Origin of the sequence: Rossellomorea sp. GAMAL-10_SWC, from assembly GCF_049568075.1 — a bacterium.
Lineage (GTDB): Bacteria > Bacillota > Bacilli > Bacillales > Bacillaceae_G > Gottfriedia.
On record NZ_CP144911.1, the window covers coordinates 1,479,487 to 1,503,089 of the forward strand.

Genomic DNA, 23,603 nt, shown 5'->3' on the forward strand with positions numbered 1-23,603 from the left:
TGTTACGAAAAAGACAGTTTTTAACGAAAGGAGTATAAAAAATATAAGATTGTAAAAATTTACATCCTCCAATATGATGTTTATTGGACAAAAAACTTATTATGGGTGCTTGAAGCATTTCTGGAGGATACGGATGGATGAAAAGATTTATCGAAATAGACATCGCACGGGGGATAACTATATTTCTAGTAGTAATGGGACATACGGCTATTCCAATCTGGTTAAATAACATATTAAGAGACTTTAGAATGCCATTGTTTTTTTTGGTATCAGGGTATCTTTTTAGTAGTCAGAGGTACTTAAATGATACGCGACTATTATGGATCAACAAATTTCATGCTTTACTTGTTCCTTATTTTTCAGTAGGGATATTATCTTATTTTTACTGGTTAATTTTAAAAATTGCAGACCCATTAAGAACTGAATTTAAATGGTATAAGCCTCTTGTTGGCATTTTATATGGAAATGGAGTTAATGGATGGTTAAGCTTAAATGTACCGTTATGGTTTTTAGTTTGTTTATTTTGTGTTCAATTACTCTATTGTTACTCACAAAAAATAATTGGTGATTTTAACGTTTACACCCAAATAGGTTTTTACTTAATTATTGGATTGATTGGCTATGGTATAAGTCGTTTTGTTTTTTTACCATGGGGTTTAGATATCGCTTTAGTAGCTCTTTTTTTCATGTATTTAGGGAATAAATTTAAGGAATATCATTTATTAAATAAAATAAAACCAATTGGAATTGTATCAATTTTATCTTTCATAATATTCGGAATTGCTACTTATATCAACAATGCAGATATGAACAATAGGATTTATAATAACTTTTTTATATTTTATATAGCTGGCATTTCTGGAAGCATTGCAACATTATCGTTTGCAAAATTGTTGTCAAAAATGAAATTACCAACAAAGTTTTTTACTTATTTAGGTAGAGAATCATTAATAATTTTAATTTTCCATGTTGGATTTGCTATCGCAACATTGAAATTTATAGATAAACTTTATGTTGTAGGAACGATACATTGGTCCATATACTTTGCAATTGGATTAATTATCCCTATTTCACTATCGTTTTTCATTAAAAAGATCCCAATTTTAAACATATTACTAAATGGGAAAGGAAAGCCAGTCGTTACAGAAAATACAATCAGTCAACTAAAGGCCTCATGATAAAAAGTGAAAGCGCTGAAAAATAATTTCGAATTAAAAGAAAAATGGTCAAAAACAATTTCAATTCAAATAAAGCCCTGTGTCCGTTTCAGATAAAGGGCTATTATTTGTTAGTCGGTTATATACCTTTCATCCCTTTCAATGCATTTGATTCACTCGTTTTACAGTCTTATTCCTTTGAAAAAACAATTCAAGTACACAAATTTTTAAAAACTTAAATTAATTATATTGATATAAACTTTGATATAATTGGGTAAAAGATTATTATAGTAACTTTGATTTTAAAAGGTCATAAGTAATACTTATTACAAATGATAAGTTACTTCTTATTTACTTATGATATACATTGTAATAATATATTATTGTAAGGTATTGAAAAGTTTGGATATAAAATATATTCAGACATTTTTTGCTTAATAGGGGGAAGAAAACATGGGGAAAAATGACGTTTTCCAATCTCGTTCGACATTTACTGCGAACGATAAAACTTATCATTATTATCGCTTAAAAGCAATTGAGGAAGCTGGAGTAGCTAAAATCGGTAAATTACCTTATTCGATTAAAGTGTTACTAGAATCAGTTCTTCGTCAAGTAGATGGAAGAGTAATTACAAAAGATCATGTTGAAAATTTAGCAAAATGGGGAACAAGCGAGCTACAAGATGTAGATGTTCCGTTTAAACCTTCTCGTGTTATTTTACAAGACTTCACAGGTGTTCCAGCGGTAGTTGACTTAGCTTCATTACGTAAGGCAATGGCAGATATGGGTGGAGACCCTGAAGTAATTAATCCAGAAATTCCAGTAGATCTAGTAATTGACCACTCTGTAATGGTTGATAAAGCTGGTTCAGTGGATGCATTAGATTTCAATATGGATTTAGAATTTTCTCGTAACGAAGAGCGTTACCAATTCTTAAGCTGGGCTCAAAAAGCATTTAATAACTATCGTGCAGTTCCACCAGCAACTGGTATCGTACACCAAGTTAACTTAGAATACTTAGCAAATGTAGTACACGCAATTGCAAATGAAGATGGTGAAGTTGTTGCATTCCCTGATACATTAGTAGGTACTGACTCACATACTACTATGATTAATGGTATAGGTGTATTAGGTTGGGGTGTAGGTGGTATTGAAGCTGAAGCAGGTATGCTTGGTCAACCATCATATTTCCCAGTTCCAGAAGTTATCGGTGTTAAATTAGTCGGTGCTTTACCAAGTGGAACAACTGCAACTGATGTTGCGTTAAAAGTTACTGAAGTTTTACGTAAAAAAGGTGTAGTAAATAAATTTGTAGAGTTCTTTGGACCAGGTTTACAAAGCATGCCTTTAGCAGACCGTGCTACAATTGCAAACATGGCTCCTGAATACGGTGCAACATGTGGATTCTTCCCAGTTGATGCTGAGGCACTTAACTACTTACGTTTAACAGGTCGTTCTGAAGAGCAAATTCAATTAGTTGAAGCATACTGCAAAGCTAATGATTTATTCTATACAGCTGACTTAGAAGATCCTACATTTACTGATTTAGTAGAAATCAATCTTTCAGAAATTGAATCAAATCTTTCTGGTCCAAAACGTCCACAAGATTTAATCCCATTATCTGAAATGAAAAAAGCATTCCAAGCGGCAGTTTCTGCTCCAATGGGTAATGCAGGATTCGGTTTAACTGATGAAGCATTAAATAAAGAGGTAAACGTTAAATTTGAAAACGGTACTGAAACAACTTTTAAAACTGGTGCAGTAGCAATCGCAGCAATCACAAGTTGTACAAATACTTCAAACCCATACGTTATGTTAGGTGCTGGTTTAGTAGCTAAAAAAGCTGTTGAAAAAGGTTTAACAGTACCTGCTTATGTAAAAACTTCATTAGCTCCAGGATCTAAAGTAGTTAGTGGATATTTACAAGAAGCTGGCTTAATTCCTTTCTTAAATCAATTAGGATTTAACATCGTTGGTTATGGTTGTACTACATGTATCGGTAACTCAGGTCCATTAGCTCCTGAAATGGAAGCAGCTATTGCTGATAATGATATGTTAGTAACATCTGTACTTTCTGGTAACCGTAACTTTGAAGGACGTATTCATCCTCAAGTTAAAGGTAACTACTTAGCATCACCACCATTAGTAGTTGCTTACGCGTTAGCAGGTAATGTAAATATCGACTTCTCTGTTGAACCAATCGGTCAAGATAAAGATGGAAACGATGTATTCTTAAAAGATATTTGGCCAACATCTGCAGAAGTTCAAGAAGTAGTTGCATCTACAGTTACTCCTGAATTATTCAAAAAAGAATACGAAAGAGTATTTGAAGATAACAAACGTTGGAACGAAATTCAAACAACTGATGATTCTTTATACAAATGGGATAGCGAATCAACTTATATCGCAAATCCTCCATTCTTTGAAGGATTATCAAAAGAGCCAGGCATAGTTAAACCATTAGCTGGTTTAAAAATCGTTGGTAAATTCGGTGATTCAGTAACAACTGACCACATCTCACCAGCTGGTTCAATTGGTAAAACAACTCCTGCAGGACTTTACTTACAAAGTAAAGGTGTTAAACCTGTAGACTTTAACTCATACGGCTCTCGTCGTGGTAATCACGATGTAATGATGCGTGGTACTTTTGCTAATATCCGTATCCGTAACCAAATCGCTCCTGGTACAGAAGGTGGATACACTACTTACTGGCCAACTGGTGAAGTAATGTCGATTTATGATGCAGCAATGCGTTATAAAGAAGATGGTACTGGATTAATGATCTTAGCTGGAAATGACTACGGTATGGGAAGTTCTCGTGACTGGGCTGCTAAAGGAACAAATCTATTAGGTATCAAAACGGTTCTTGCTGAAAGTTTCGAGCGTATTCACAGAAGTAACTTAGTATTAATGGGTGTATTACCACTTCAATTTAAAGATGGCGAAAATGCTGAAACATTTGGATTAACAGGTAAAGAAATATTTGCTGTTAATGTAGATGAGAATGTTAAACCACGTGATCTTGTAAAAGTTACTGCAACAAAAGAAGACGGCACAACTGCTGAATTTGAAGTAGTTGCTCGTTTCGACAGTGAAGTTGAAATCGACTACTACCGTCATGGTGGTATCTTACAAATGGTATTACGTGACAAATTAAATAACTCTAAAGTAACTCATTAATTTATGTTGAAAACACGGTCTTTTGGACCGTGTTTTTTTGATTTTGAGTAGGTGGTGCGAGACTGTTGAATCGCAAATAAAACCAGTAATCGCAAATAAAAACCAGTAATCGCAATTAAAAAGTTGGAATCGCAAATAAAAACCAGTAATCGTAATTAAAAAGATGGAATCGCAAATAAAAACCAGAAATCGCAATTAAAAAGATGGAATCACAAATAAAAATCAGTAATCGCAATTAAAAAGATGGAATCATAAATAAAAACCAGTAATCGTAATTAAAAAGATGGAATTAGAATCATAATTAAAATCCGAATATCCGTAATGTAACAGACAGAAACGATCAACCATACACCAAAATGTACAAAATGGATAAAAAATTTACGAATTAATGAGGCATTCTTGTAAAAAATATTAAAAAAGTGGATCTATATTAAGATAATTTGAATGGAAAACAGTATGTAAAAGATAATCCATAAAGATATTGTTTAAGAACAATGCGAGCTTGTTCCACTTTTGTATTTATTATGGTTAAATAGAGATAGTTCATTAAAAGGGTGATTTGTATGAAAAAAGTAATTCCTTTGTTGATTCTTTTAGTAGCGTTAGGATATTCAATTTTTCAATTATATGAGAAAAAAGAAGAAGAGAAAAAAGTCAGTAACAATAATGATGCTTATATTGCTTCAATTCAAAAATTAGGTGTTCAAGTTGGACAGCAGGCACCTGATATACAATTGATGACTTTAGATGAAAAGAAGGTTAATTTGTCTTCATTCAAAGGTAAGAAAGTAATCTTAAACTTCTGGGCTACTTGGTGCCCTCCATGTCAAGATGAGATACCAGCATTAGAGAAATTCCATCAAGAGCATAAGGGTATTGAAATGATCGGTGTTGCGGATTATATTGGCGAGAAAAAGGATTTAAATTTTATCAAGAACTTTGTTAATAAAAATAGTATGAATTATCGAATTTTAATTGATGAAAACGGTGATAATTTTCGTAAATATGGTGTGATTTCAATACCAACTACATACTTTATTAATCCGAATGGAGAAGTAGTTTTTAAGCAAATTGGACCATTAACTGAAAAACAATTAAATGCATTTTTAAAATAAGAAAAAATTTACTAAAATGTAAGAAAACTCTTTTTTTTGGCAATACTAACATAAAAAGAAGAGGTGATTGTTTTGAGAAAGAAAAGACATAAATCGTTTCAAGAATTAATTCTTGAAAATAAAAATTCTCTATTAAATGATGAAGAAGCTTTGAATAAAATATATGATCGACTAGAAGAACGTTTAGAAAGAAAAGCTAAAGCGGAGTAAATTAGACAGTTTCGAAAATCGAATTTGTTTATACAAGAGAAGGAATTATTTCCTTCTTTTTTTGTTGTCAAAATTGGTCATTTTTTAATTTCCTCTTACATATTTACAGCAACAATACTCATACTATCGCTAGGGGGCGATAAAATGGGAAATCCAAAAAAACATCCTAAAGATTTTGTACCAAATCATATAGGTACTCAAAACAAAGCAGCTGGTGGGAATAAGGGTAAACAAATGCAGTATAAAGATCCTACTGGCAAACAACCAATTGTAGATAACGGATAAAATCCAAAACACAAAAACAAATTTTGAATTGGAGTGATTTATGATGGAATATACAAATACACCAAAGCCAGATGATCGTAGTGATAATGCAAGAAAAATTCAAGATAATATAAACAATACGAAGGAAAATATTAACAAAGCAGAAGCTTCAATGAAATTCGGAAATGAACAAGATCGTCAAAACGCATTAGCTAAAAATCAACGTCGCGAAGAAGCTATAGCAGCATTAGAAAGTGAACTAAAAGACGAACAAGCATTTAATAATACGAATGACTGATTAAAAAATAAGCTAGGTATTTTGAGTTAGCCTCATAAATACCTAGCTTTTCATTATGCTCTTTTAACTACATTAAAATTAGCTTCAAGAAGCTCCCAATTTTGAATAAAAGGTAATCCTAATTTCCAATACGATATCCCTCGTATATTCTCTTCTTTTATTAAGTTAAACTTGGCTTGAATTGATCTTGCATCTTCAAACCAAACTTCATGTTTTTGACCATTTGATTCTGTATATCGGTAATGAGGTGCTCTTGCTTTGTTATCAAAAAGGATTTCGTTTGTCATTTGAATTGCTAAATTTGTAGCAGCTTCTGCACTTAATGCTTTAGCCATCGTACCTTGTTTAAATGGAACTTTCCAGTCAAATCCATATAAATTTTGACCCATTACAATTTTTGGTACAGGAATGACAGTTTTCGCATAGTTGATTACTTTACGAACTTGATCAATCGGTGATACGGCCATAGGAGGACCGCCTTGCCAGCCCCAATCATATGTCATGATTACAACAAAGTCGACAACTTTACCTATATTAGCATAATCATGAGCTTCGTAAAATCTACCTTTTTGGTGTGAACTTGTTTTTGGTATTAAAGTAGCGCTCAATATGAATCCTTGAGGTAGCCTTGATTTTACTTTATTTAAAAAATTAATATAAGCTACACGATCAGTTGAAGCAACGTCTTCAAAGTCTATATTTACTTCTCTAAATCCGTATTTATTAGCAGTACTAATAATGGTATTTATCAGTTTATCTTGAACTGCTGGACTTTGTAATATATCGGTTGCTAGAGATGTTGAAAACTGTCCATTTTCTAGATTAGAGACAACCATCATATAAATACAGCGATTATCCTTTGCGATTTGAGGAATGTTTCCAAGCGGCGGTTCTGATAGTGTACCATCTCTTTTTGCATCAAAGCTAAAATGAGCTAAATAAGTTAAAAACTTACTTTCTGTTCGAGCCGATTCTTCAAGTGCTGGCTTAATTGGGTTTGAAGTAGGTTGTAAATAGCCAATTGATTCGATATTTCTTTTTTTCCGTGGTGGAAGATGTAGCTTTTGGCCGACATTTAATGAAGCATATGGACTAATTCCACTTAAAGTTGCGATTTGACTTGATGTTACACCATACGTTAAAGCTAAATCATATAAGTTATCACCGGGTTGAACAAAATATTCGTTTCCTGTAGTTGGTACAACAAGCGATTGACCTTTTATTATTTTATAAGGAGCTACAAGAGCATTTGAATTAATGAGTGCTTGGCGTTCAACTCCATAAAAATCTGCAATACTCATTACAGTTTCTCCACTTTTTACAACATGAATTTGCATCAAGTTTATCTCCTTTCATTAAACGTAGATATTCGTCTCTATTAAATATATGCCAAAGAGTTTGGATTAGAAGAGATTAGGTGGAAAAGCAAATTGAAATTGATTTTGAACATAAAAAACCTAGCCAAAAGCTAGGTTTTGACTGCCCGCCAAACGCTGGCTTTCTTCGTTGCTTCGCCTGCTGAGCGGTGCTCATTACCGTTAAAGGTAACTCCGCTCCTAAACAGGCTTCGCCTCGAAAGACAAGCGCTTGCAATCAGTCTGAAAATCAAGTTTTAATACGCAATGAAACCTAGCTAAAAGCTAGGTTTTTAGGAGAAATATTTATTTTTTTGATTCTTTTTCGCTATTTGGATCAAGCGGGAATTGAATGATATTTGAGTTACTGCCTGAGACAGTTGGGAGTTTTCCATCCCATTTCTCTGCTTTTTTGTATTCAATTAATTCATTGGTTAACGTTTGTTGGATTACTTGGTTCGCTTTTGCTTGACCTTGTGCTCGGATTAGTTGTGAATCAGCATCAGCCTTGGCTTCTACTTTTTTCTTTTCTGCTTCAATTTTAGCTGTTTCTAGTTCAATTTTTTTACGATCATTTTCTTGGGCAGCTTGAACACGTGCATCAATTGCATCCTGCGTTTTTGCATCTGGTTTTGGCGTTCCTAGCGTTAAATTTTCAACAAAGAAACCAAGTACTTTTACATCGTCTTTATAAATTGTTTCAATATCTGCTGAGGCGTTACTTGATTTCTCACCGTATAATTGTAAAACTGTGTATTTTGATACGGCAATTCGAGCTGCATCTTGTAAACGTTTCTTTAAATAGGTATCCTCAATTTCTTCGATCGACACAGGTCCAAACTCGTTAAACATGGAGACTACTTTAGTAGGATCAATTTTATATGTATATGATAAATCCATTTCAATTCTTTTACCGTCTGAAGTAGCTAATGCAACGTCTTTATATTCTACAGTACGAAGACGGACAGGATATTCGGTAACTTTATCGAATAATCCAACGAAATTCCAACCTTGTGATAATGTGTTTTTCTGTATTCCTCCATTTGGTGAATAGACAACTCCTACATAACCAGGTGTTATTTTTTCAATAAATAATGTTGGAATTGTTGCGATTAAGATCAGTGCAATACCCGCGATAATTCCTCCAATTAGTTTACGCTTGAAAAATGGATTCTTTTTCTCATTTGGACGAATTTCCATTATTTTTGTCCTCCTTATCCTTTAAAATATTTTTTACTTTAGCTGATTTCTCTCCAATTTTTTCAAATGTTGGAGAAATAAGAAGCCATACTCCGAATAAAAAAAGTAGGATGATTAAGATTGAGCCCACTAGAACCTTCAAGAAGATCGACCTCCTAATTTCTAATGTTAGAAAATCATTAGACTATTATAAGAAAATTATAACATTTAGGATAAGTTAAAAAATAGAACAATTATTAATTTTTTGGTAAAGTATTCTGTAGAAGAATAAGAGGTGACTTTATGTTTATTTCAGAAAAATTAGTTGAAGTAAGATATGCAGAAACAGATGCAATGGGTGTTGTGTACCATGCAAATTATTTAGTGTGGTTTGAAATTGGACGTACTCAATTAATAAAAGATTTGGGCTTTAATTATGCAGAAATGGAATCACAAGGAGTCATTTCTCCAGTGATCGATTTGAATGTTTCATACAAGAAAAGTCTACGATATGGACAAACAGCTAAAGTAAAAACAAAAATAAAAACACTTACACCACTAAAAGTGATTTATGAATATGAAATAATGAATGAAGAAGGCGATATTTGCTGCATAGGAAATTCAACACATGTCCTTGTTCATAAAGATACATTTAGACCGATTAAATTTAAGAAAATGTTCCCTGACTGGTATGAAGCATATGAGAAGGCGATGGGGCAAGATTAAAGGGATAGAAGAAGCAAAAAAAGCATGAATTAATAAAAGATTAGAGAGGGAAGACATTAATCTTCAATCTCTAATCTTTAGATAATTTTGCTTTTAAAATTTTACTTTTGGTTCGGTTTTGTCTTTAATTCTTTTTATATTTGGACGATGTTTATATACGACAAAGATTGTAAGTACGATCAAAATATAAGTTATTATGTACCCATTGTCTTTAATTAGTCCAGTGTATTCCATTATAAAAGCTAAAATTGTACCTAAAAAAGCTGTTAACATTGACGAAAGTGAAACGTATTTTGTTGTTTTTAAACTAATTGCGAAGATAATAATTAAGCAGACAAAAAGTAGTGGCGATGCATATAATAAGATTCCTGCAGAGGTTGCTACCGCTTTACCACCTCTAAAACCGGCAAATATTGGATACACATGACCAATAACAGCAACTAGACCGATAATTAAAGGGTGAATCCCATGATAATGGAATAATACAGGTAATGAAGCTGCTAGTGTTCCTTTTAAAATATCTCCAAGTGTTACTATAATACCTGCTTTTTTACCTAATGTGCGGAATGTATTTGTTGCACCAAGATTTCCACTACCGTGTTGACGGATATCTACTCCGTAAAATATTTTTCCAACTACTAAACCGAATGGTACAGATCCGATTAAATAGGCTAGTACAATAATGACCAAACTCATTTTCTAGCTCCTTTTCAAACAATAATAAATTAGTGCAGTATCATATAATTTTATCACAATTTTAAGCGAATATATAGATAGTTGCTTTAGAATATTAATTCAAATGAGGAAACTAAGGACATTTTATTTTAGGTAAAAGTTCTTATATCTATCAATTTTAATGGAAGGAAAAAATATGAACCCGACAGTTTTAATTATTGAAGATGAAAAAAGATTAAGAGAAATCGTAAAAGAGTATTTTGAAAACGATCAGTTTACAGTAATCGAAGCAGAAGATGGAGAACAAGGCATAAAGAAATTTAACGAAAATCAAGTAGATTTAATTATTCTAGATTTAATGCTACCGAAATTAGATGGATGGGAAGTTTGTAAGCTAATTAGAGAGCAATCAAGTATACCAATCATTATGACTACTGCTCGTTCAGAAGAAGAAGATCAATTACTTGGTTTTGATATTGGAACAGATGAATATGTGACAAAGCCATTTAGTCCTAAAATTCTAGTAGCTAAAGCAAAAAGTGTACTTAGAAGAACGGCTGATTTAAAAGAAGACGATAAAGAATCGAAATCGATTTGTGGAATTACAATCAATACCTCGTCAAGGACAGCTTCAATAAATAATGAATTATTACAACTTACGAACAAAGAGTTCGAATTATTATGTTATTTAATTGATAATAAAGGCATCGTATTAACAAGAGATCAATTATTAAATAATATTTGGGGCTTTGATTATTTTGGAGATGGTAGAACAGTTGATACACATATAAAAAAACTTAGACATAAATTGGGAGACAAAGCAAAGCATATAGCAACAGTAATTAGAGTAGGCTATAAGTTTGAGGAGTAGAAGATGAAAAATAGTATAGTTCGTAAACTTTTTTTATCCATTACGTTATTATTAGTTATATTTTTATTAATTGTATTTGTTGGTCAATCAATCTTTATGCAATCTTTTTATACGAATAAGAAAGTAAATATTGTAACAGAAGAACTAACACAATTTGCTAAAGGGTATAAAGTGGGTAAATTTAACAACAATCAGTTTCAACAAGAACTATCCAAACTATATTCCAAATACAATACAACTTTAGCAGTTTTAGATAAAAGAGGGGTATTAAAAGCTGAGAATAATTTTGATTTAACGGTTCTTACGAATGAAGGAAAAAAGGTATATGTACCTTTAAATAATCTATTATATTCGGATCAAATAGAGAGTATTTTAGGTCTTAATATTAAAGAAAATTCAAGGATTACAATCCGAGGTTATGTTCAAGATGATTATTTTATTCCACTCTATATAAAAACGAATATGGGTGTATGGCAAGAGGAAAATCAACCGTCTAACACGGTTCAATTGTCATCTAAAGATAGTCTTCAGGAAATGGTGAATATTGAAATTAAAGGGAAAGTTGTTAATTTACATTTACCAATTGCAAATCAATATACATATTCTGCTCAAATGAACTCATTAATGGGTGCGATAACTGATTGGACAAAGACTAATGAAGATTTTTCTAACTATACTGAGGAGGATTTCCCATTAATTTATCGCTACTTAGACCGAGCAAATGGATTAGAAAATAAAGTATTTATTTACCCAATTAATACTAGTAAAGGTTCAAAGGAAGTTATTTTTGCGATTACATCATTACAACCAGTAAATGAAGCAATGTACGTTTTAAAAGATTTTTATATTTACGCTTTTATTATTGCTTTATTGTTGATTGTGATTGTTTCTTTTTACTATTCGAAATTGATTACGAAGCCATTATTGAAAATGAATTCTGTAACTGATCAATTAGCAAAGTTAAACTTTAACGAGAAAATCGATATTCAATCCGATGATGAAATTGGACAATTATCCAAATCAATTAATTCATTATCAGAGAATTTAGCTAGTACGATTGAAAATTTACAGCAGGCAAATGTTAAATTAATGAAGGATATTGAAAAAGAAAAGCAGTTAGAACAAATAAGAAAAGAGTTTATAAGTGGAGTATCCCATGAGCTAAAAACGCCACTGAGTATCGTGCAAAGTTATGCAGAAGGTTTAAAAGATGGATTAAATATTGAAAAAAATGGTTATTATGCAGATGTAATCCTTGAAGAAGTTGATTGGATGAACGGGTTAGTTGTCGATATGCTTGAACTTTCCAAACTTCAATCAGGAACATACACACTTAAAAGTGAACCTTTCTTAATTGTGGATTGCATCGAAAATGTGATTATTCGCATGTTTGAAAATAGTAGTATTCATTGTCATTTCAATTTTAATCTAGATGAGGATACGCTCGTATTAGGTGAAAAAAGAAAAATAGAACAAGTGATCATTAATATCCTTTCAAATGCTATCCATTATGGAAACCCAGGTAGTGTCATAAAAATGAATTTATTAGATGAAGGGGATTATGTAAATATTTCTATTTTTAATGAAGGTAATCCAATCCCTGCTGATAAAATTGATAAAATTTGGGATCGCTTCTATCGAATTGATGAATCTAGAAATAGACAAAATGGTGGAACAGGATTAGGTTTAGCAATCGTAAAAACAATCCTAGACTTACATCATTCAACTATAAAAGTTCATAATAAGGAAGATGGAGTTGAATTTATTTTTAATTTGAATAAATATTTGAATTAAATCAAAAAGTTCACAGCAAATACACATGAGTGGGTTAAATTAATATCAATCAAAGATACCTACATATTGGAGGAATGAATTATGGGATATTATGATGAAACAGATTTATACGATGAAAATAATCATAAAAGACAAAAGAGAAGTAGACGTGGAGGGTATCCACTTGTTACAGGTTTTATTGGAGCGATCATTGGAGCTGTAACGATCTCAATCGTATCCCCGGATATTTTTAACTTAACAAATAAAAATGCAAACTTATCAAATGATACGAATACTGTACCAACACAAGTTATTAATGTATCACGCGAAGATTTAACAACTACAATCCAAAATGCTCGCAAATTTGTAGTAGGAGTTAATAACTATCAATCATCCAATCCATTTTCAATGGAAACGCAAGAAGCTGGATCTGGTTCAGGTGTAGTTTATAAAAAAGTAGGAAATAAAGCTTTAGTAGCGACAAATAACCATGTTGTTGCTGGTGCAAAGCAATTAAAAGTAAAAATGGCAGATGGTCAATTAATTGATGCTAAACTTGTTGGTACAGATGAATTATTAGATTTAGCTGTTGTAGCAATTGATGCAAAATATGTTACGAATATCGCTAAATTAGGTGATTCAGAAAAAATTAACGTAGGTGAAACTGCTATTGCTATTGGAAATCCACTTGGATTTTTAGAAAGTACTGTAACTGAAGGTATTGTAAGTAGTAAAGCACGTGAAATACCACAGGATATCGATGGAGATGGCGTTGCAGATTACCAAACTCAAGTAATCCAAACAGATGCTGCGATTAATCCAGGTAATAGTGGTGGTGCTTTAATCAACGCAAAAGGTGAAGTAATCGGGATTAATTCAAGTAAAATTGCTGAACAAGCTGTTGAAGGAATTGGATTTGCGATCCCAATGAATATTGCAAAACCAGCTTTAGATCAGATCGAAAAATTTGGTGAAGTGACTCGACCTGTAATGGGTGTAGGCTTAAAATCACTTGATGAAATACCGCAATTTAATATCGAAGAAACATTAAAATTACCTGGTTCTGTGACAAAAGGTGCAGTTGTTACACATGTTGATCCAAATACTCCTGCTGCTAAAGTTGGAATGAAACAATTAGACGTTATCGTTGCACTTGATGACAAACCAGTAAGTGACGTAATTACTGTAAGAGAATACCTATATTCACACAAAAAAGTTGGAGATAAATTAAAGATTACTTATTACCGTGACGGTAAATTAACTAATTCAACTTTAACATTAGCTTCTAGTCAATGATTTGACAGGCCATTGACTTAGGAAATATGATAAAAGAATAATAAATAAGCGAAAAGTTTAGTATGTAACATATATTTGATTTTTTAAACTGATTGAAAACGCTTGTCTTTCGAGGCGCGAAGGCTGATGAGGAGCGGAGTTACCTAGACAGGTAATGAGCACCGCAGTAAGGCGAAGCAACGAAGAAAGCGAGCGTTTTTAACAGTTTGAAGCGCTTATTTATACAGAAAGAAAGGGTGATTAGCAAATGAGTAAATACCCATCAAGAGAAGAAATTGGCAAGATTTTAAAATCAAGTAAAGTAATTGCAGTTGTTGGATTATCAAAAGACCCGTCTAAAACGTCTTATATGGTAAGCAAGGCAATGCAAGATGCTGGATATAAAATTATTCCAGTAAACCCAACAGTTGATACGGTATTAGGAGAAAAAGCAGTAGCGAGTTTAACCGAAATAAATGAAAAAGTTGATATTGTAAATGTATTTAGAAGACCTGAACACCTATTACCTGTAGCACAAGAGTTTCTTAAAATTGATTGCGATGTTTTCTTTGCACAGCTTGGAATTGAAAACGAAGAAGCATATCAATTGTTAAAGGAAAATGGTAAAACAGTCATTATGGATCGTTGTATTAAAGTTGAGCATGCAATGACAAGATAGGCCGTTAAAAAAGCTCACTGTTTCAGACTGGCCATCCAGACGCTCGTTTTCTTAGTTGCGTTGCCTGGCTATGGTGCTCATTACCGTGCTCATTACCGCTTAGCGGTAACTTGCCCCGTGCTTCAAAAATCAAGCGCTTTCAATCAGTCTGTAAATTAAATTTTTAAATCTGGCTCACTGTTAATCAGTGAGTTTTTTTAACGGAAGATCGAGTAGGGAATAAGAACATTAAGGTAATCGAGAAATTGTACTGATGTACATCAAAATAGATTAGCAATTAAAATGCCAGTTTGCATTAACTTTAAAATTGAATTTGTAAGTTAATTTATCAATTTTCAACTTTAAACCTGCATTTTCTTGATACAAAAATCCAGCTTTTTATGAACTTGTCCGATTTTTTTTTTCATGTTCGACTTGTAAGTTAGCAAAAAAACCATTAACATGAACGATTAGAAGAAACATTTTATTTATAATATGATATAATGGAACAAATGTTCTTATGTAAGTGTTTAGTTAGAAAGGAGAAATGGTGTTGGCAAAGAATGAAACAACATATAACGAAGATGCGATACAGGTACTAGAAGGTTTAGAAGCTGTACGTAAACGACCTGGAATGTATATTGGCAGCACAGATAGTAGAGGTCTGCACCATTTAGTTTATGAAATCGTAGATAACTCTGTAGATGAAGCATTAGCTGGTCACGGGACTCAAATAGATGTGGTTATTCATAAAGATAATAGCTTAAGCGTAAAAGACCATGGTCGTGGGATGCCTACTGGAATGCACAAAATGGGAAAACCAACTCCAGAAATTATTTTAACTGTATTACACGCAGGTGGTAAATTTGGACAAGGCGGCTACAAAACAAGTGGTGGTCTACATGGTGTTGGTGCATCAGTAGTAAATGCTTTATCAAAATGGTTAACAGTTGAAATTCACCGTGAAGGAACAATTTACAAGCAACGTTTTGAAGATGGAGGTAAAGCAGTAACTTCATTAGAAATCATTGGTAAGACAAGACGAACTGGGACGACGATCCATTTTAAACCAGATCCAACTATTTTTAGCACGACAAATTTTAACTTTGATACTTTATGTGAAAGACTTAGAGAGTCAGCATTTTTATTAAAAGGTTTAAAAATTACAATTAAAGATGAACGACATGATGCGTTTGAAGAGTTTTATTATGAAAACGGTATCGAAGCATTTGTATCGTATTTAAACGAAGAAAAAGAAGCATTACATCCTGTTGTATTCTTTGACGGATTACAAAATAAAATTGAGGTTGAATTTTCGTTCCAATTTAATGATGGATATTCGGAAACGATGCTTTCATTCGTAAATAATGTTCGTACAAAAGATGGTGGTACGCACGAAGTTGGTGCAAAAACCGCTTTAACAAGAGCATTTAATGAATATGCAAGAAAAGTAAGTCTCTTAAAAGAAAAAGATAAAAATCTAGATGGAGCGGATATTCGTGAAGGATTAGCTGCAATTATATCAGTACGAATTCCTGAAGAGCTGCTTCAATTTGAAGGACAAACAAAAGGTAAATTAGGTACTAGTGAAGCAAGATCGGCTGTTGACTCAGTTGTTTCGGATCAATTAGCTTATTTCCTGGAAGAAAATCCAGACATTGCAACTTCATTAGTAAAGAAATCTATTAAAGCTTTTCAAGCTAGAGAAGCTGCAAGAAAAGCACGTGAAGAAGCAAGAAGTGGTAAAAAAAGAAAACGCTCAGAAACTTCATTAAGCGGTAAGCTCACACCTGCACAGTCACGTAACCCACAGAAAAATGAATTATACCTAGTTGAGGGTGATTCAGCTGGTGGAAGTGCGAAACAAGGCCGTGATCGACGTTTCCAAGCAATCTTGCCTTTACGTGGTAAAGTTATCAATACCGAGAAGGCAAAACTAGCTGACATAATGAAAAATGAAGAGATTAATACGATTATTCATGCGATTGGCGCAGGAGTAGGTAGTGATTTTGATATTGAGGATGTTAACTATGACAAAATCGTTATTATGACCGATGCTGATACAGATGGAGCGCATATTCAAGTACTTTTATTAACATTCTTTTACCGCTATATGAAGCCACTAGTAGAAGCTGGTAAAGTTTATATTGCCTTACCTCCTTTATTCAAAGTAAGTAAGGGTACTGGAAAAAAAGAAGTAATCGAATACGCTTGGTCAGAGGTAGATCTACAAGATGCAATCAAAAAAGTTGGTAAAGGGTATATGATTCAGCGTTATAAAGGACTTGGTGAGATGAATGCTGACCAACTTTGGGATACAACGATGGATCCAGAAACGAGAACACTTATTCGTGTGAAAATTGATGATGCCGCAAGAGCGGATCGTCGGGTAACTACATTAATGGGTGATAAAGTTGAACCTAGACGTAAGTGGATTGAATCGAATGTAGTATTTGATTTAGATGAAGAGGATAAAATTTTAAACAATGAGCAAGTTGAAGTAGAGTCGGAAGGGAGCAATGTCTGATGCAATCATCGGAAAAATTATATAATATCCCTTTAGAAGATATAATAGGTGACCGCTTTGGTCGATATAGTAAGTATATTATTCAAGAACGAGCATTACCTGATGCTCGTGACGGATTAAAGCCAGTTCAACGCCGTATTTTATATTCAATGCACGTTGAAGGAAACACGCAAGACAAGCCTTACCGTAAATCTGCTAAAACAGTCGGAAATGTAATTGGTAATTACCATCCTCATGGTGATACTTCTGTTTATGATGCAATGGTACGACTAAGTCAAGATTGGAAATTAAGAAATGTATTAGTTCAAATGCATGGAAATAACGGTAGTATTGATGGAGACCCGCCAGCAGCTATGCGTTATACGGAAGCTAGGTTATCAGCAATAGCAAGTGAACTATTGAGAGATATTGATAAAGAAACAGTTGATTTTGTGCCAAACTTTGACGATACGAGTTTGGAGCCAGTTGTTTTACCATCAATGTTTCCAAATTTATTAGTCAACGGTAGTACTGGAATCTCTGCTGGATATGCAACTGAAATACCTTCGCACCACCTTGGAGAAGTAATCGATGCGACGATTATGCGCATTGAAAATAAAAATTGTTCAGTAGATGAATTAATGACCGTAATCCACGGTCCTGATTTTGCTACTGGAGGGATTATTCAAGGTGTAGATGGTATTAAAAAAGCTTATGAAACAGGAAAAGGAAAAATCATTATTCGAAGCCGAGTTCATACCGAGGATTTACGTGGTGGAAAACAGGCATTAATTATTACAGAAATTCCTTCAGAAGTGAATAAAGCGAATTTAGTAAAGAAAATGGACGAGGTTCGTCTTGATCGAAAAGTAGATGGCATTACGGAAGTACGCGATGAAACAGATCGTACAGGACTACGTATTGTCATTGAACTGAAAAAAGATGCAAATAACGAAGCGATTTTAAATTATTTATATAAAAATACTGAGCTTCAAATACCTTATAACTTCAATATGGTTGCGATTTATAATCGTACACCAAAACAGATGTCATTACCGGCAATTCTTGATGCTTATATTGAACATCAAAAAGAAGTCATTACAAATCGTTCAAATTTTGATTTAAGAAAAGCGAAAGCTCGCCAACATGTTGTAGAAGGTTTAATGAAGGCTTTATCGATTTTAGATGAAGTGATTACAACAATCCGTTCTGCAAATGATAAACGCGATGCAAAAGATAAGTTAATCGCTCAATTTGAGTTTACTGAACTACAAGCTGAAGCGATTGTTATGTTACAGTTATATCGTTTAACAAATACTGATATTACTGCATTACAAGAAGAAGCAGATGAGTTAGATAAAAAGATTAAACAGCTAGAAGCAATTTTAAACAGTGAAGCAAAATTATTGTCAGTTATCAAAACAGACTTAAAGAAAATTAAGTTAAAATATTCAGACGACAGACGTTCAACCATTCAAGAAGAAATTGAAGAAATTAAAATTTCTAGAGAAGATATAATTGCTCAAGAAGACGTCGTTGTCACCGTTACAAGTGAAGGATATGTTAAACGAACTAGTCCAAGATCATATTCAGCATCGAATGGTAAAGATTACGGTATGAAAGAAGGCGACCGTTTAATTTATCAAATAGAAAGTACAACGACGGATACTCTAATTTTATTTACGTCAAAAGGTAACTATTTATATTTACCAATTCATGAAATGCAGGATATCAGATGGAAAGATATGGGGCAACATGTTGCTAATATTATTCCTATTGAACGAGATGAAGCAATTCTTTCTGCTACGGTCGTAAATAATTTTGAAGAAAATAAAGATTATATTTTATTTGTCACTAAAAATGGTGTTGTAAAGCGTACAAGTATACAGCAATTAAAAGTACAACGATATTCTAAACCACTTGTCGGTATGTCAATTAAATCTGATGATTCCTTAATTTTTGCTGGTGTCACTTCAGAAACTGATCAAGTGTTATTGGCTACAAGTTCAGGATACACATTGTTATTTAATGTTGAAGAGATTAGTATTCAAGGCTTAAGAGCTGGTGGAGTTAAAGGAATTAACTTAAAGGATCATGATTTTGTTGTTTCTGCAGACACAATTAGTAATGAAGTGAAAGAAATATTCTGTGCAACACATCGAGGGGCAATTAAAAAAATGAAACTCGATACGATCTCTCAAAGTTCAAGAGGTTCCCGAGGTGTTAAAGTACTACGAGATTTAAAAAATAATCCTCATTTGCTAATTGGGGTATACGTAATAAATGAAAATGATATGTTTGCTTTATTAAGTAAATCTGGTCAATTTGAGACAGTTGACCCAACTGATTTAAGAAATAGTGATCAATATAGTAATGGATCATTTGTTATGGATACAGATGATTCTGGTGAAATAAAGACGATCATTCGATATAAAAAAGAAGAAAATAATTAAAATTAGGCCTATTCCAAGCTTTTTGGAATAGGTTTTTTTGTCGAATTTGTCGAAAAACGCAAAATGATACTAGGAAAATATTTTTTAAGGATTAACCTAGTAAAACACATTGAAATCTTTTAATTTTATATTTCAGAAATAAGGAAAATAGGTTTTTTATGTTTTTTTAATGGGAATAATTACCTAAAATAACAATGAATCGACAGAATTGTCGAAATATTTTGAATCAAAAGAACTTGTCTAACGAAAAAATATAGCTTACTATTTTCTTAAGAATTTTAAATTTTCAAAAAAATAGGTTTTTAAGGGGGCGTACATATGGTTTTTAAGAAGGGGTTTGCAATTTTAGCATCAGTATCGTTAACTGCGGGTATTTTAGCAGGCTGTGGTAGTAATAGTTCAAAGGATGGGAACCAAGTCATTAAAATTGCAACAAATACACCATTATCTGGTAATAATGCAATTTTAGGTGAGTCCATTAAACTTGGAGCACAGCTTGCATTAGAAGATCAAAAAGCAGCATTCAAAAAATTAGGCTTTGATTTAAAGATAGTGCCTTATGATGACCAAGGGGATCCAAAAAAAGGTGTAGCAAATGCTGAGCAGTTAGCTGCAGACAATAAAATCCTTGGTGTTGTTGGACACTTAAACTCTGGTGTAGCAATTCCTTCTTCTGTAAAGTATGAGAAAGACCATATCGTAATGGTATCTCCTTCAAATACTGCAAATGAAGTAACTGATCGTGGATTAGGAGTAGTTAACCGAATTTGTGCTCGTGATGACTTCCAGGGTCCTGCAGGTGCAAATTTCGCTGTTAATACTTTAAAAGCTAAAAATATTTTTATCATTCAAGATAAAACACCTTACGGAACTGGTTTAGCAAATGAATTCAAAGCTGCTGCAGAGAAATTAGGCGCTAAAATTTTAGGTGAAGAAGGGATCTCAATCGGAGATAAAGACTTTAACGGAGTACTAAACAATGCAATTGCGAAAAAGCCTGATTTAGTATTCTTCGGTGGACTTTATGCTGAAGGTGGAATTTTATTAAAACAAGCTCGTGAAAAAGGATTAAACATCCCATTCATGGGTGGAGATGGAATGGACTCTTCAGGTTTAGTTGATATTGCTGGAGATGCTGTTAAAAACTTCTATTATACTTCGGTAGCTGGTGATACGTTAAAAACAGATAAAGGTAAAGCTTTTGCTGACGCTTATAAATCTAAATTTAATAAAAACATTGAATCGTTCTCATCTTACGGATATGATTCTGCTGGTGTTTTATTAGAAGGATTAAAAAATGCGATCAATGATAATAAAGGAAAAACGCCAACTCGTGAACAAGTTGAAAAAGCAGTACGTGCAATCCAAGATTATGATGGTGTAGTAACGAAGGTGGGCTTCGACGATAAAGGGGACAACAAATACGCGAAAGTATTTATTTATACGTTTAAAGAAGCTAAATACCCTGGTACTCAAGAAGGCGAAGTTACTAAACCATAATTAGAAACAAACCCTACCAGTCTTAAAGAAAAGAGTATCCTGTAAAATGTGATACTCTTTTTCTCTCAATAAGATGAGAAAATTGTAAAATCTTGGAAATTAATAGGAAATAAACTACATTATTTATAGGAGGTCTTATACATGAATGAAGTAATCCAAACACTACCTCAAGTTCTAATAGACGGTCTTGTTTTAGGAGCAGTATATGCAATCGTAGCACTCGGTTACACGATGGTTTATGGGATATTGGAACTAATCAATTTTGCACATGGTGAAATATTTATGGTGGGTGCGTTTATTGGTACTGCGGTATTAATTACATTTACTGGTTTAGGTTTATTAAGTAGTTTACCTGCAATTATCGTGTTAGCAATTGTTTTAATAGTAGCTTCATTAGCAACTGGTTTCCTAGGAATGGGGATCGAAAGAGTTGCGTATCGTCCATTGCGAAAAGCACCAAAGTTAATTACATTAATTACAGCAATCGGTATTTCATTTTTACTACAAGATATCGTACGTTTTATTGCTGAATTAAAAGAAGGAAATTACATTATTACTGGCCCATCACTATTTTCTGGACAACACCAAATTAAAACTAGCTCAATTCTTTCTTCATTTGGAAATGCACAAATTAAATCAGCATCAATCATTATTTTAGTCGTTGCAGTTGTAATGATGATTTCATTAGATTACTTCATCAATAAAACAAAATGGGGTACAGCAATGCGTGCAGTTGCACAGGATCGTGAAACGGCATCATTAATGTCTGTAAACGTTAATAAAGTCATCTCTTTAACATTCTTTTTAGGTTCTGGATTAGGTGGTGCAACTGGCGTACTATTTGCATTACAGTACAGCACTATTGATCCGTATATCGGTTTTATTTTAGGCTTAAAAGCATTTACAGCTGCAGTATTAGGTGGAATCGGAAATATCCGTGGTGCAATGTTTGGCGGTTTATTAATCGGTGTAATCGAAGTATTTGCAGCAACAAATTTATCAACTTTAACTCATGGCATTTTCCCATCAGAATATAAAGATGTTGTTGCATTTGGAATTTTAATTCTAGTTCTAATATTCAAGCCAGAAGGTTTATTAGGTAAACCTGTAGCTGAGAAAGTGTAGGTGAATTAGATGAAGAGCTTATTAAATGGGTTAAAACAATCAAATAAACTACAAGGTATGTTCTTAGGAGCTTATATCGTTGTTACATCATTAGGATTATACTTTTTGCAAGAATCGGTTACGGCATTTCTATTAATCTTGTTCTCACTTTACTTATTATATAAAACTAATTTTCCTGTCAAATTAAAATGGAGCATTGGAATCTTAGTTTTAACCGTGATCATGCCTTATGTTGCATCACAAGGTACAGCATTTGAATCATATATGGGTGTAGCGACTTTAGTTGGAATCTATGTTGCAATGGCACTTGGATTAAACGTAGTAGTAGGTTTAGCTGGTCTATTAGATTTAGGATTCGTTGCCTTCTTTGCAATTGGTTCATATACTTATGCAATTTTTTCGACTAAACAAGTTACGAATTTCTTACATTTTGATTTCCTTCCGTTTTCAGGAAACTCATTTTGGGTATTTATAATAATCGGTGGAATTATCGCTGCAATTGCAGGTGTATTATTAGGTATTCCAGTACTTCGTGTAAAAGGTGATTATTTAGCAATTGTAACACTAGGCTTTGGTGAAATTATTCGAATTGTATTTAATAACTTAGATAAACCAATAAATATTACTGGAGGAGCACAAGGTATTTCTTCGATTCCAGCTCCTACTATTTTTGGATTAGAGATTGATAATTCTGGGCAATTTTATTATGTCGTGTTAATTGTTTTAGCAATCGTCATTTTAGCTGTTACTAGATTACAAGATTCTAAGCTTGGACGTTCTTGGAAGGCGGTACGTGAGAATGAAATCGCTGCACAAGCATCAGGTATTCACTTAGTACGTACGAAATTAATAGCATTTGCAATCGGTGCATCTTTCTCAGGAATGATGGGAGTAGTTTTCTCTGCAAAGCAAATGTTTATTGACCCAACAAGCTTTACATTACTTGAATCGATTACGATCTTAGTAATGGTTATTTTAGGCGGAATGGGTAGTGTTCCAGGTGTTATCCTTGGAGCAGCACTTGTAACAATCTTAAATCTACAAGTTTTAACAGAAGTAACAAACTATTTAAACCAATTAACATTAGATGGAGTTATTAACTTACCACCAGCTCTATCGCCTTCTAAAATGCAACGTATGATTTTCGGACTTATTTTAGTACTTGCAGCAATTTTCAGGCCAAAAGGATTATTGCCTGCCAAAAATAAGGTTGTTCCAAAAGAAGACGTCGTAGATCAAACTGTCGTCGAAGAAAAAACACGCACAGTTTCATTTTAAGAGAG

20 protein-coding genes are annotated in these 23,603 nt (G+C 33.1%); 16 read left to right on the forward strand and 4 right to left on the reverse strand.

The window, feature by feature from the left end:
• Positions 1–137 precede the first annotated feature (137 nt).
• From V5E38_RS07180 to tlp, 6 genes are all read left to right on the forward strand, one after another.
• Entirely contained in the window at positions 138–1,178 is a 1,041-nt protein-coding gene (locus V5E38_RS07180; RefSeq protein ID WP_499212712.1) for an acyltransferase family protein, read from the forward strand.
• Positions 1,179–1,610: 432 nt separating this feature from the next.
• Positions 1,611–4,337, forward strand: coding sequence for an aconitate hydratase (gene acnA / locus V5E38_RS07185; RefSeq protein WP_499212713.1), 2,727 nt, complete (start codon positions 1,611–1,613; stop codon positions 4,335–4,337).
• Positions 4,338–4,900: 563 nt separating this feature from the next.
• Positions 4,901–5,452: a TlpA family protein disulfide reductase gene (locus tag V5E38_RS07190; protein WP_499212714.1), complete on the forward strand. Its 552-nt coding sequence runs from the start codon at positions 4,901–4,903 to the stop codon at positions 5,450–5,452.
• Between the two features lie 72 nt (positions 5,453–5,524).
• Positions 5,525–5,662, forward strand: a complete 138-nt coding sequence (locus tag V5E38_RS07195) for an FbpB family small basic protein (RefSeq protein WP_082459651.1) — start codon at positions 5,525–5,527, stop codon at positions 5,660–5,662.
• A 144-nt stretch (positions 5,663–5,806) separates the two neighbouring features.
• Positions 5,807–5,947 (forward strand): acid-soluble spore protein N, encoded by a 141-nt coding sequence (locus tag V5E38_RS07200; protein WP_056476763.1) that lies wholly within the window; start codon positions 5,807–5,809, stop codon positions 5,945–5,947.
• Between the two features lie 43 nt (positions 5,948–5,990).
• Positions 5,991–6,224 (forward strand): small acid-soluble spore protein Tlp, encoded by a 234-nt coding sequence (gene tlp / locus V5E38_RS07205; RefSeq protein ID WP_499212715.1) that lies wholly within the window; start codon positions 5,991–5,993, stop codon positions 6,222–6,224.
• A 53-nt stretch (positions 6,225–6,277) separates the two neighbouring features.
• On the opposite strand, the gene V5E38_RS07210 is transcribed toward tlp, so the two are convergent.
• The 3 genes from V5E38_RS07210 to V5E38_RS07220 all read right to left on the reverse strand — a co-directional run bounded on the left by V5E38_RS07210 (position 6,278) and on the right by V5E38_RS07220 (position 8,921).
• Complete coding sequence (locus V5E38_RS07210) at positions 6,278–7,564, reverse strand: glycosyl hydrolase family 18 protein (protein ID WP_499212716.1); 1,287 nt, start codon at positions 7,562–7,564, stop codon at positions 6,278–6,280.
• 321 nt (positions 7,565–7,885) lie between these two features.
• Complete coding sequence (locus V5E38_RS07215) at positions 7,886–8,779, reverse strand: prohibitin family protein (protein ID WP_499212717.1); 894 nt, start codon at positions 8,777–8,779, stop codon at positions 7,886–7,888.
• Positions 8,760–8,921, reverse strand: coding sequence for a DUF8570 family protein (locus tag V5E38_RS07220; protein WP_176522604.1), 162 nt, complete (start codon positions 8,919–8,921; stop codon positions 8,760–8,762). Before V5E38_RS07220 ends, V5E38_RS07215 begins: the two co-directional genes overlap by 20 nt.
• Positions 8,922–9,061: 140 nt before the next feature.
• Between V5E38_RS07220 and V5E38_RS07225 the strand changes: the two genes are divergently transcribed.
• Entirely contained in the window at positions 9,062–9,484 is a 423-nt protein-coding gene (locus V5E38_RS07225; RefSeq protein ID WP_097977818.1) for an acyl-CoA thioesterase, read from the forward strand.
• A 93-nt stretch (positions 9,485–9,577) separates the two neighbouring features.
• Here the strand turns inward: V5E38_RS07225 and plsY are convergent, their stop codons facing one another.
• A complete protein-coding gene (plsY, locus tag V5E38_RS07230) occupies positions 9,578–10,180 on the reverse strand; it encodes a glycerol-3-phosphate acyltransferase (protein ID WP_499212718.1) in 603 nt (200 codons plus the stop codon).
• Between the two features lie 175 nt (positions 10,181–10,355).
• Between plsY and V5E38_RS07235 the strand changes: the two genes are divergently transcribed.
• The 9 genes from V5E38_RS07235 to V5E38_RS07275 all read left to right on the forward strand — a co-directional run bounded on the left by V5E38_RS07235 (position 10,356) and on the right by V5E38_RS07275 (position 23,598).
• Positions 10,356–11,030: a response regulator transcription factor gene (locus tag V5E38_RS07235; protein ID WP_499212719.1), complete on the forward strand. Its 675-nt coding sequence runs from the start codon at positions 10,356–10,358 to the stop codon at positions 11,028–11,030.
• A gap of 3 nt (positions 11,031–11,033) precedes the next feature.
• Positions 11,034–12,824: a sensor histidine kinase gene (locus V5E38_RS07240; protein ID WP_499212720.1), complete on the forward strand. Its 1,791-nt coding sequence runs from the start codon at positions 11,034–11,036 to the stop codon at positions 12,822–12,824.
• Positions 12,825–12,905: 81 nt separating this feature from the next.
• Positions 12,906–14,099 carry a S1C family serine protease gene (locus V5E38_RS07245; RefSeq protein WP_097977814.1) on the forward strand — a complete coding sequence of 398 codons (1,194 nt, stop codon included), beginning with the start codon at positions 12,906–12,908 and terminating at the stop codon, positions 14,097–14,099.
• Positions 14,100–14,346: 247 nt separating this feature from the next.
• Positions 14,347–14,757 carry a CoA-binding protein gene (locus V5E38_RS07250; protein ID WP_097977812.1) on the forward strand — a complete coding sequence of 137 codons (411 nt, stop codon included), beginning with the start codon at positions 14,347–14,349 and terminating at the stop codon, positions 14,755–14,757.
• A gap of 532 nt (positions 14,758–15,289) precedes the next feature.
• Positions 15,290–17,263, forward strand: coding sequence for a DNA gyrase/topoisomerase IV subunit B (parE, locus tag V5E38_RS07255; protein WP_499212721.1), 1,974 nt, complete (start codon positions 15,290–15,292; stop codon positions 17,261–17,263).
• Complete coding sequence (parC, locus tag V5E38_RS07260; protein ID WP_499212722.1) at positions 17,263–19,695, forward strand: DNA gyrase/topoisomerase IV subunit A; 2,433 nt, start codon at positions 17,263–17,265, stop codon at positions 19,693–19,695. Before parE ends, parC begins: the two co-directional genes overlap by 1 nt.
• 318 nt (positions 19,696–20,013) lie before the next feature.
• The gene (locus V5E38_RS07265) at positions 20,014–21,195 is read left to right on the forward strand and encodes a branched-chain amino acid ABC transporter substrate-binding protein (RefSeq protein ID WP_097977807.1); all 1,182 of its coding nucleotides are present in this window, start codon (positions 20,014–20,016) and stop codon (positions 21,193–21,195) included.
• A gap of 141 nt (positions 21,196–21,336) precedes the next feature.
• Entirely contained in the window at positions 21,337–22,320 is a 984-nt protein-coding gene (locus V5E38_RS07270) for a branched-chain amino acid ABC transporter permease (protein ID WP_248266096.1), read from the forward strand.
• A gap of 9 nt (positions 22,321–22,329) precedes the next feature.
• Complete coding sequence (locus V5E38_RS07275) at positions 22,330–23,598, forward strand: branched-chain amino acid ABC transporter permease (protein ID WP_499212723.1); 1,269 nt, start codon at positions 22,330–22,332, stop codon at positions 23,596–23,598.
• Positions 23,599–23,603 lie beyond the last annotated feature (5 nt).

Excerpts from the sequence above, each read along its gene's own strand:
- V5E38_RS07225 (WP_097977818.1), top strand. The coding sequence starts at position 9,062 with ATGTTTATTTCAGAAAAATTAGTTGAAGTAAGATATGCAGAAACAGAT.
- V5E38_RS07250 (WP_097977812.1), top strand. The coding sequence starts at position 14,347 with ATGAGTAAATACCCATCAAGAGAAGAAATTGGCAAGATTTTAAAATCA.
- V5E38_RS07180 (WP_499212712.1), top strand. The coding sequence starts at position 138 with ATGAAAAGATTTATCGAAATAGACATCGCACGGGGGATAACTATATTT.
- V5E38_RS07240 (WP_499212720.1), top strand. The coding sequence starts at position 11,034 with ATGAAAAATAGTATAGTTCGTAAACTTTTTTTATCCATTACGTTATTA.
- parC (WP_499212722.1), top strand. The coding sequence starts at position 17,263 with ATGCAATCATCGGAAAAATTATATAATATCCCTTTAGAAGATATAATA.
- V5E38_RS07245 (WP_097977814.1), top strand. The coding sequence starts at position 12,906 with ATGGGATATTATGATGAAACAGATTTATACGATGAAAATAATCATAAA.
- V5E38_RS07190 (WP_499212714.1), top strand. The coding sequence starts at position 4,901 with ATGAAAAAAGTAATTCCTTTGTTGATTCTTTTAGTAGCGTTAGGATAT.
- acnA (WP_499212713.1), top strand. The coding sequence starts at position 1,611 with ATGGGGAAAAATGACGTTTTCCAATCTCGTTCGACATTTACTGCGAAC.
- V5E38_RS07215 (WP_499212717.1), bottom strand. The coding sequence starts at position 8,779 with ATGGAAATTCGTCCAAATGAGAAAAAGAATCCATTTTTCAAGCGTAAA.
- V5E38_RS07200 (WP_056476763.1), top strand. The coding sequence starts at position 5,807 with ATGGGAAATCCAAAAAAACATCCTAAAGATTTTGTACCAAATCATATA.
- tlp (WP_499212715.1), top strand. The coding sequence starts at position 5,991 with ATGGAATATACAAATACACCAAAGCCAGATGATCGTAGTGATAATGCA.
- V5E38_RS07265 (WP_097977807.1), top strand. The coding sequence starts at position 20,014 with ATGGTTTTTAAGAAGGGGTTTGCAATTTTAGCATCAGTATCGTTAACT.
- plsY (WP_499212718.1), bottom strand. The coding sequence starts at position 10,180 with ATGAGTTTGGTCATTATTGTACTAGCCTATTTAATCGGATCTGTACCA.
- V5E38_RS07235 (WP_499212719.1), top strand. The coding sequence starts at position 10,356 with ATGAACCCGACAGTTTTAATTATTGAAGATGAAAAAAGATTAAGAGAA.
- V5E38_RS07270 (WP_248266096.1), top strand. The coding sequence starts at position 21,337 with ATGAATGAAGTAATCCAAACACTACCTCAAGTTCTAATAGACGGTCTT.
- V5E38_RS07275 (WP_499212723.1), top strand. The coding sequence starts at position 22,330 with ATGAAGAGCTTATTAAATGGGTTAAAACAATCAAATAAACTACAAGGT.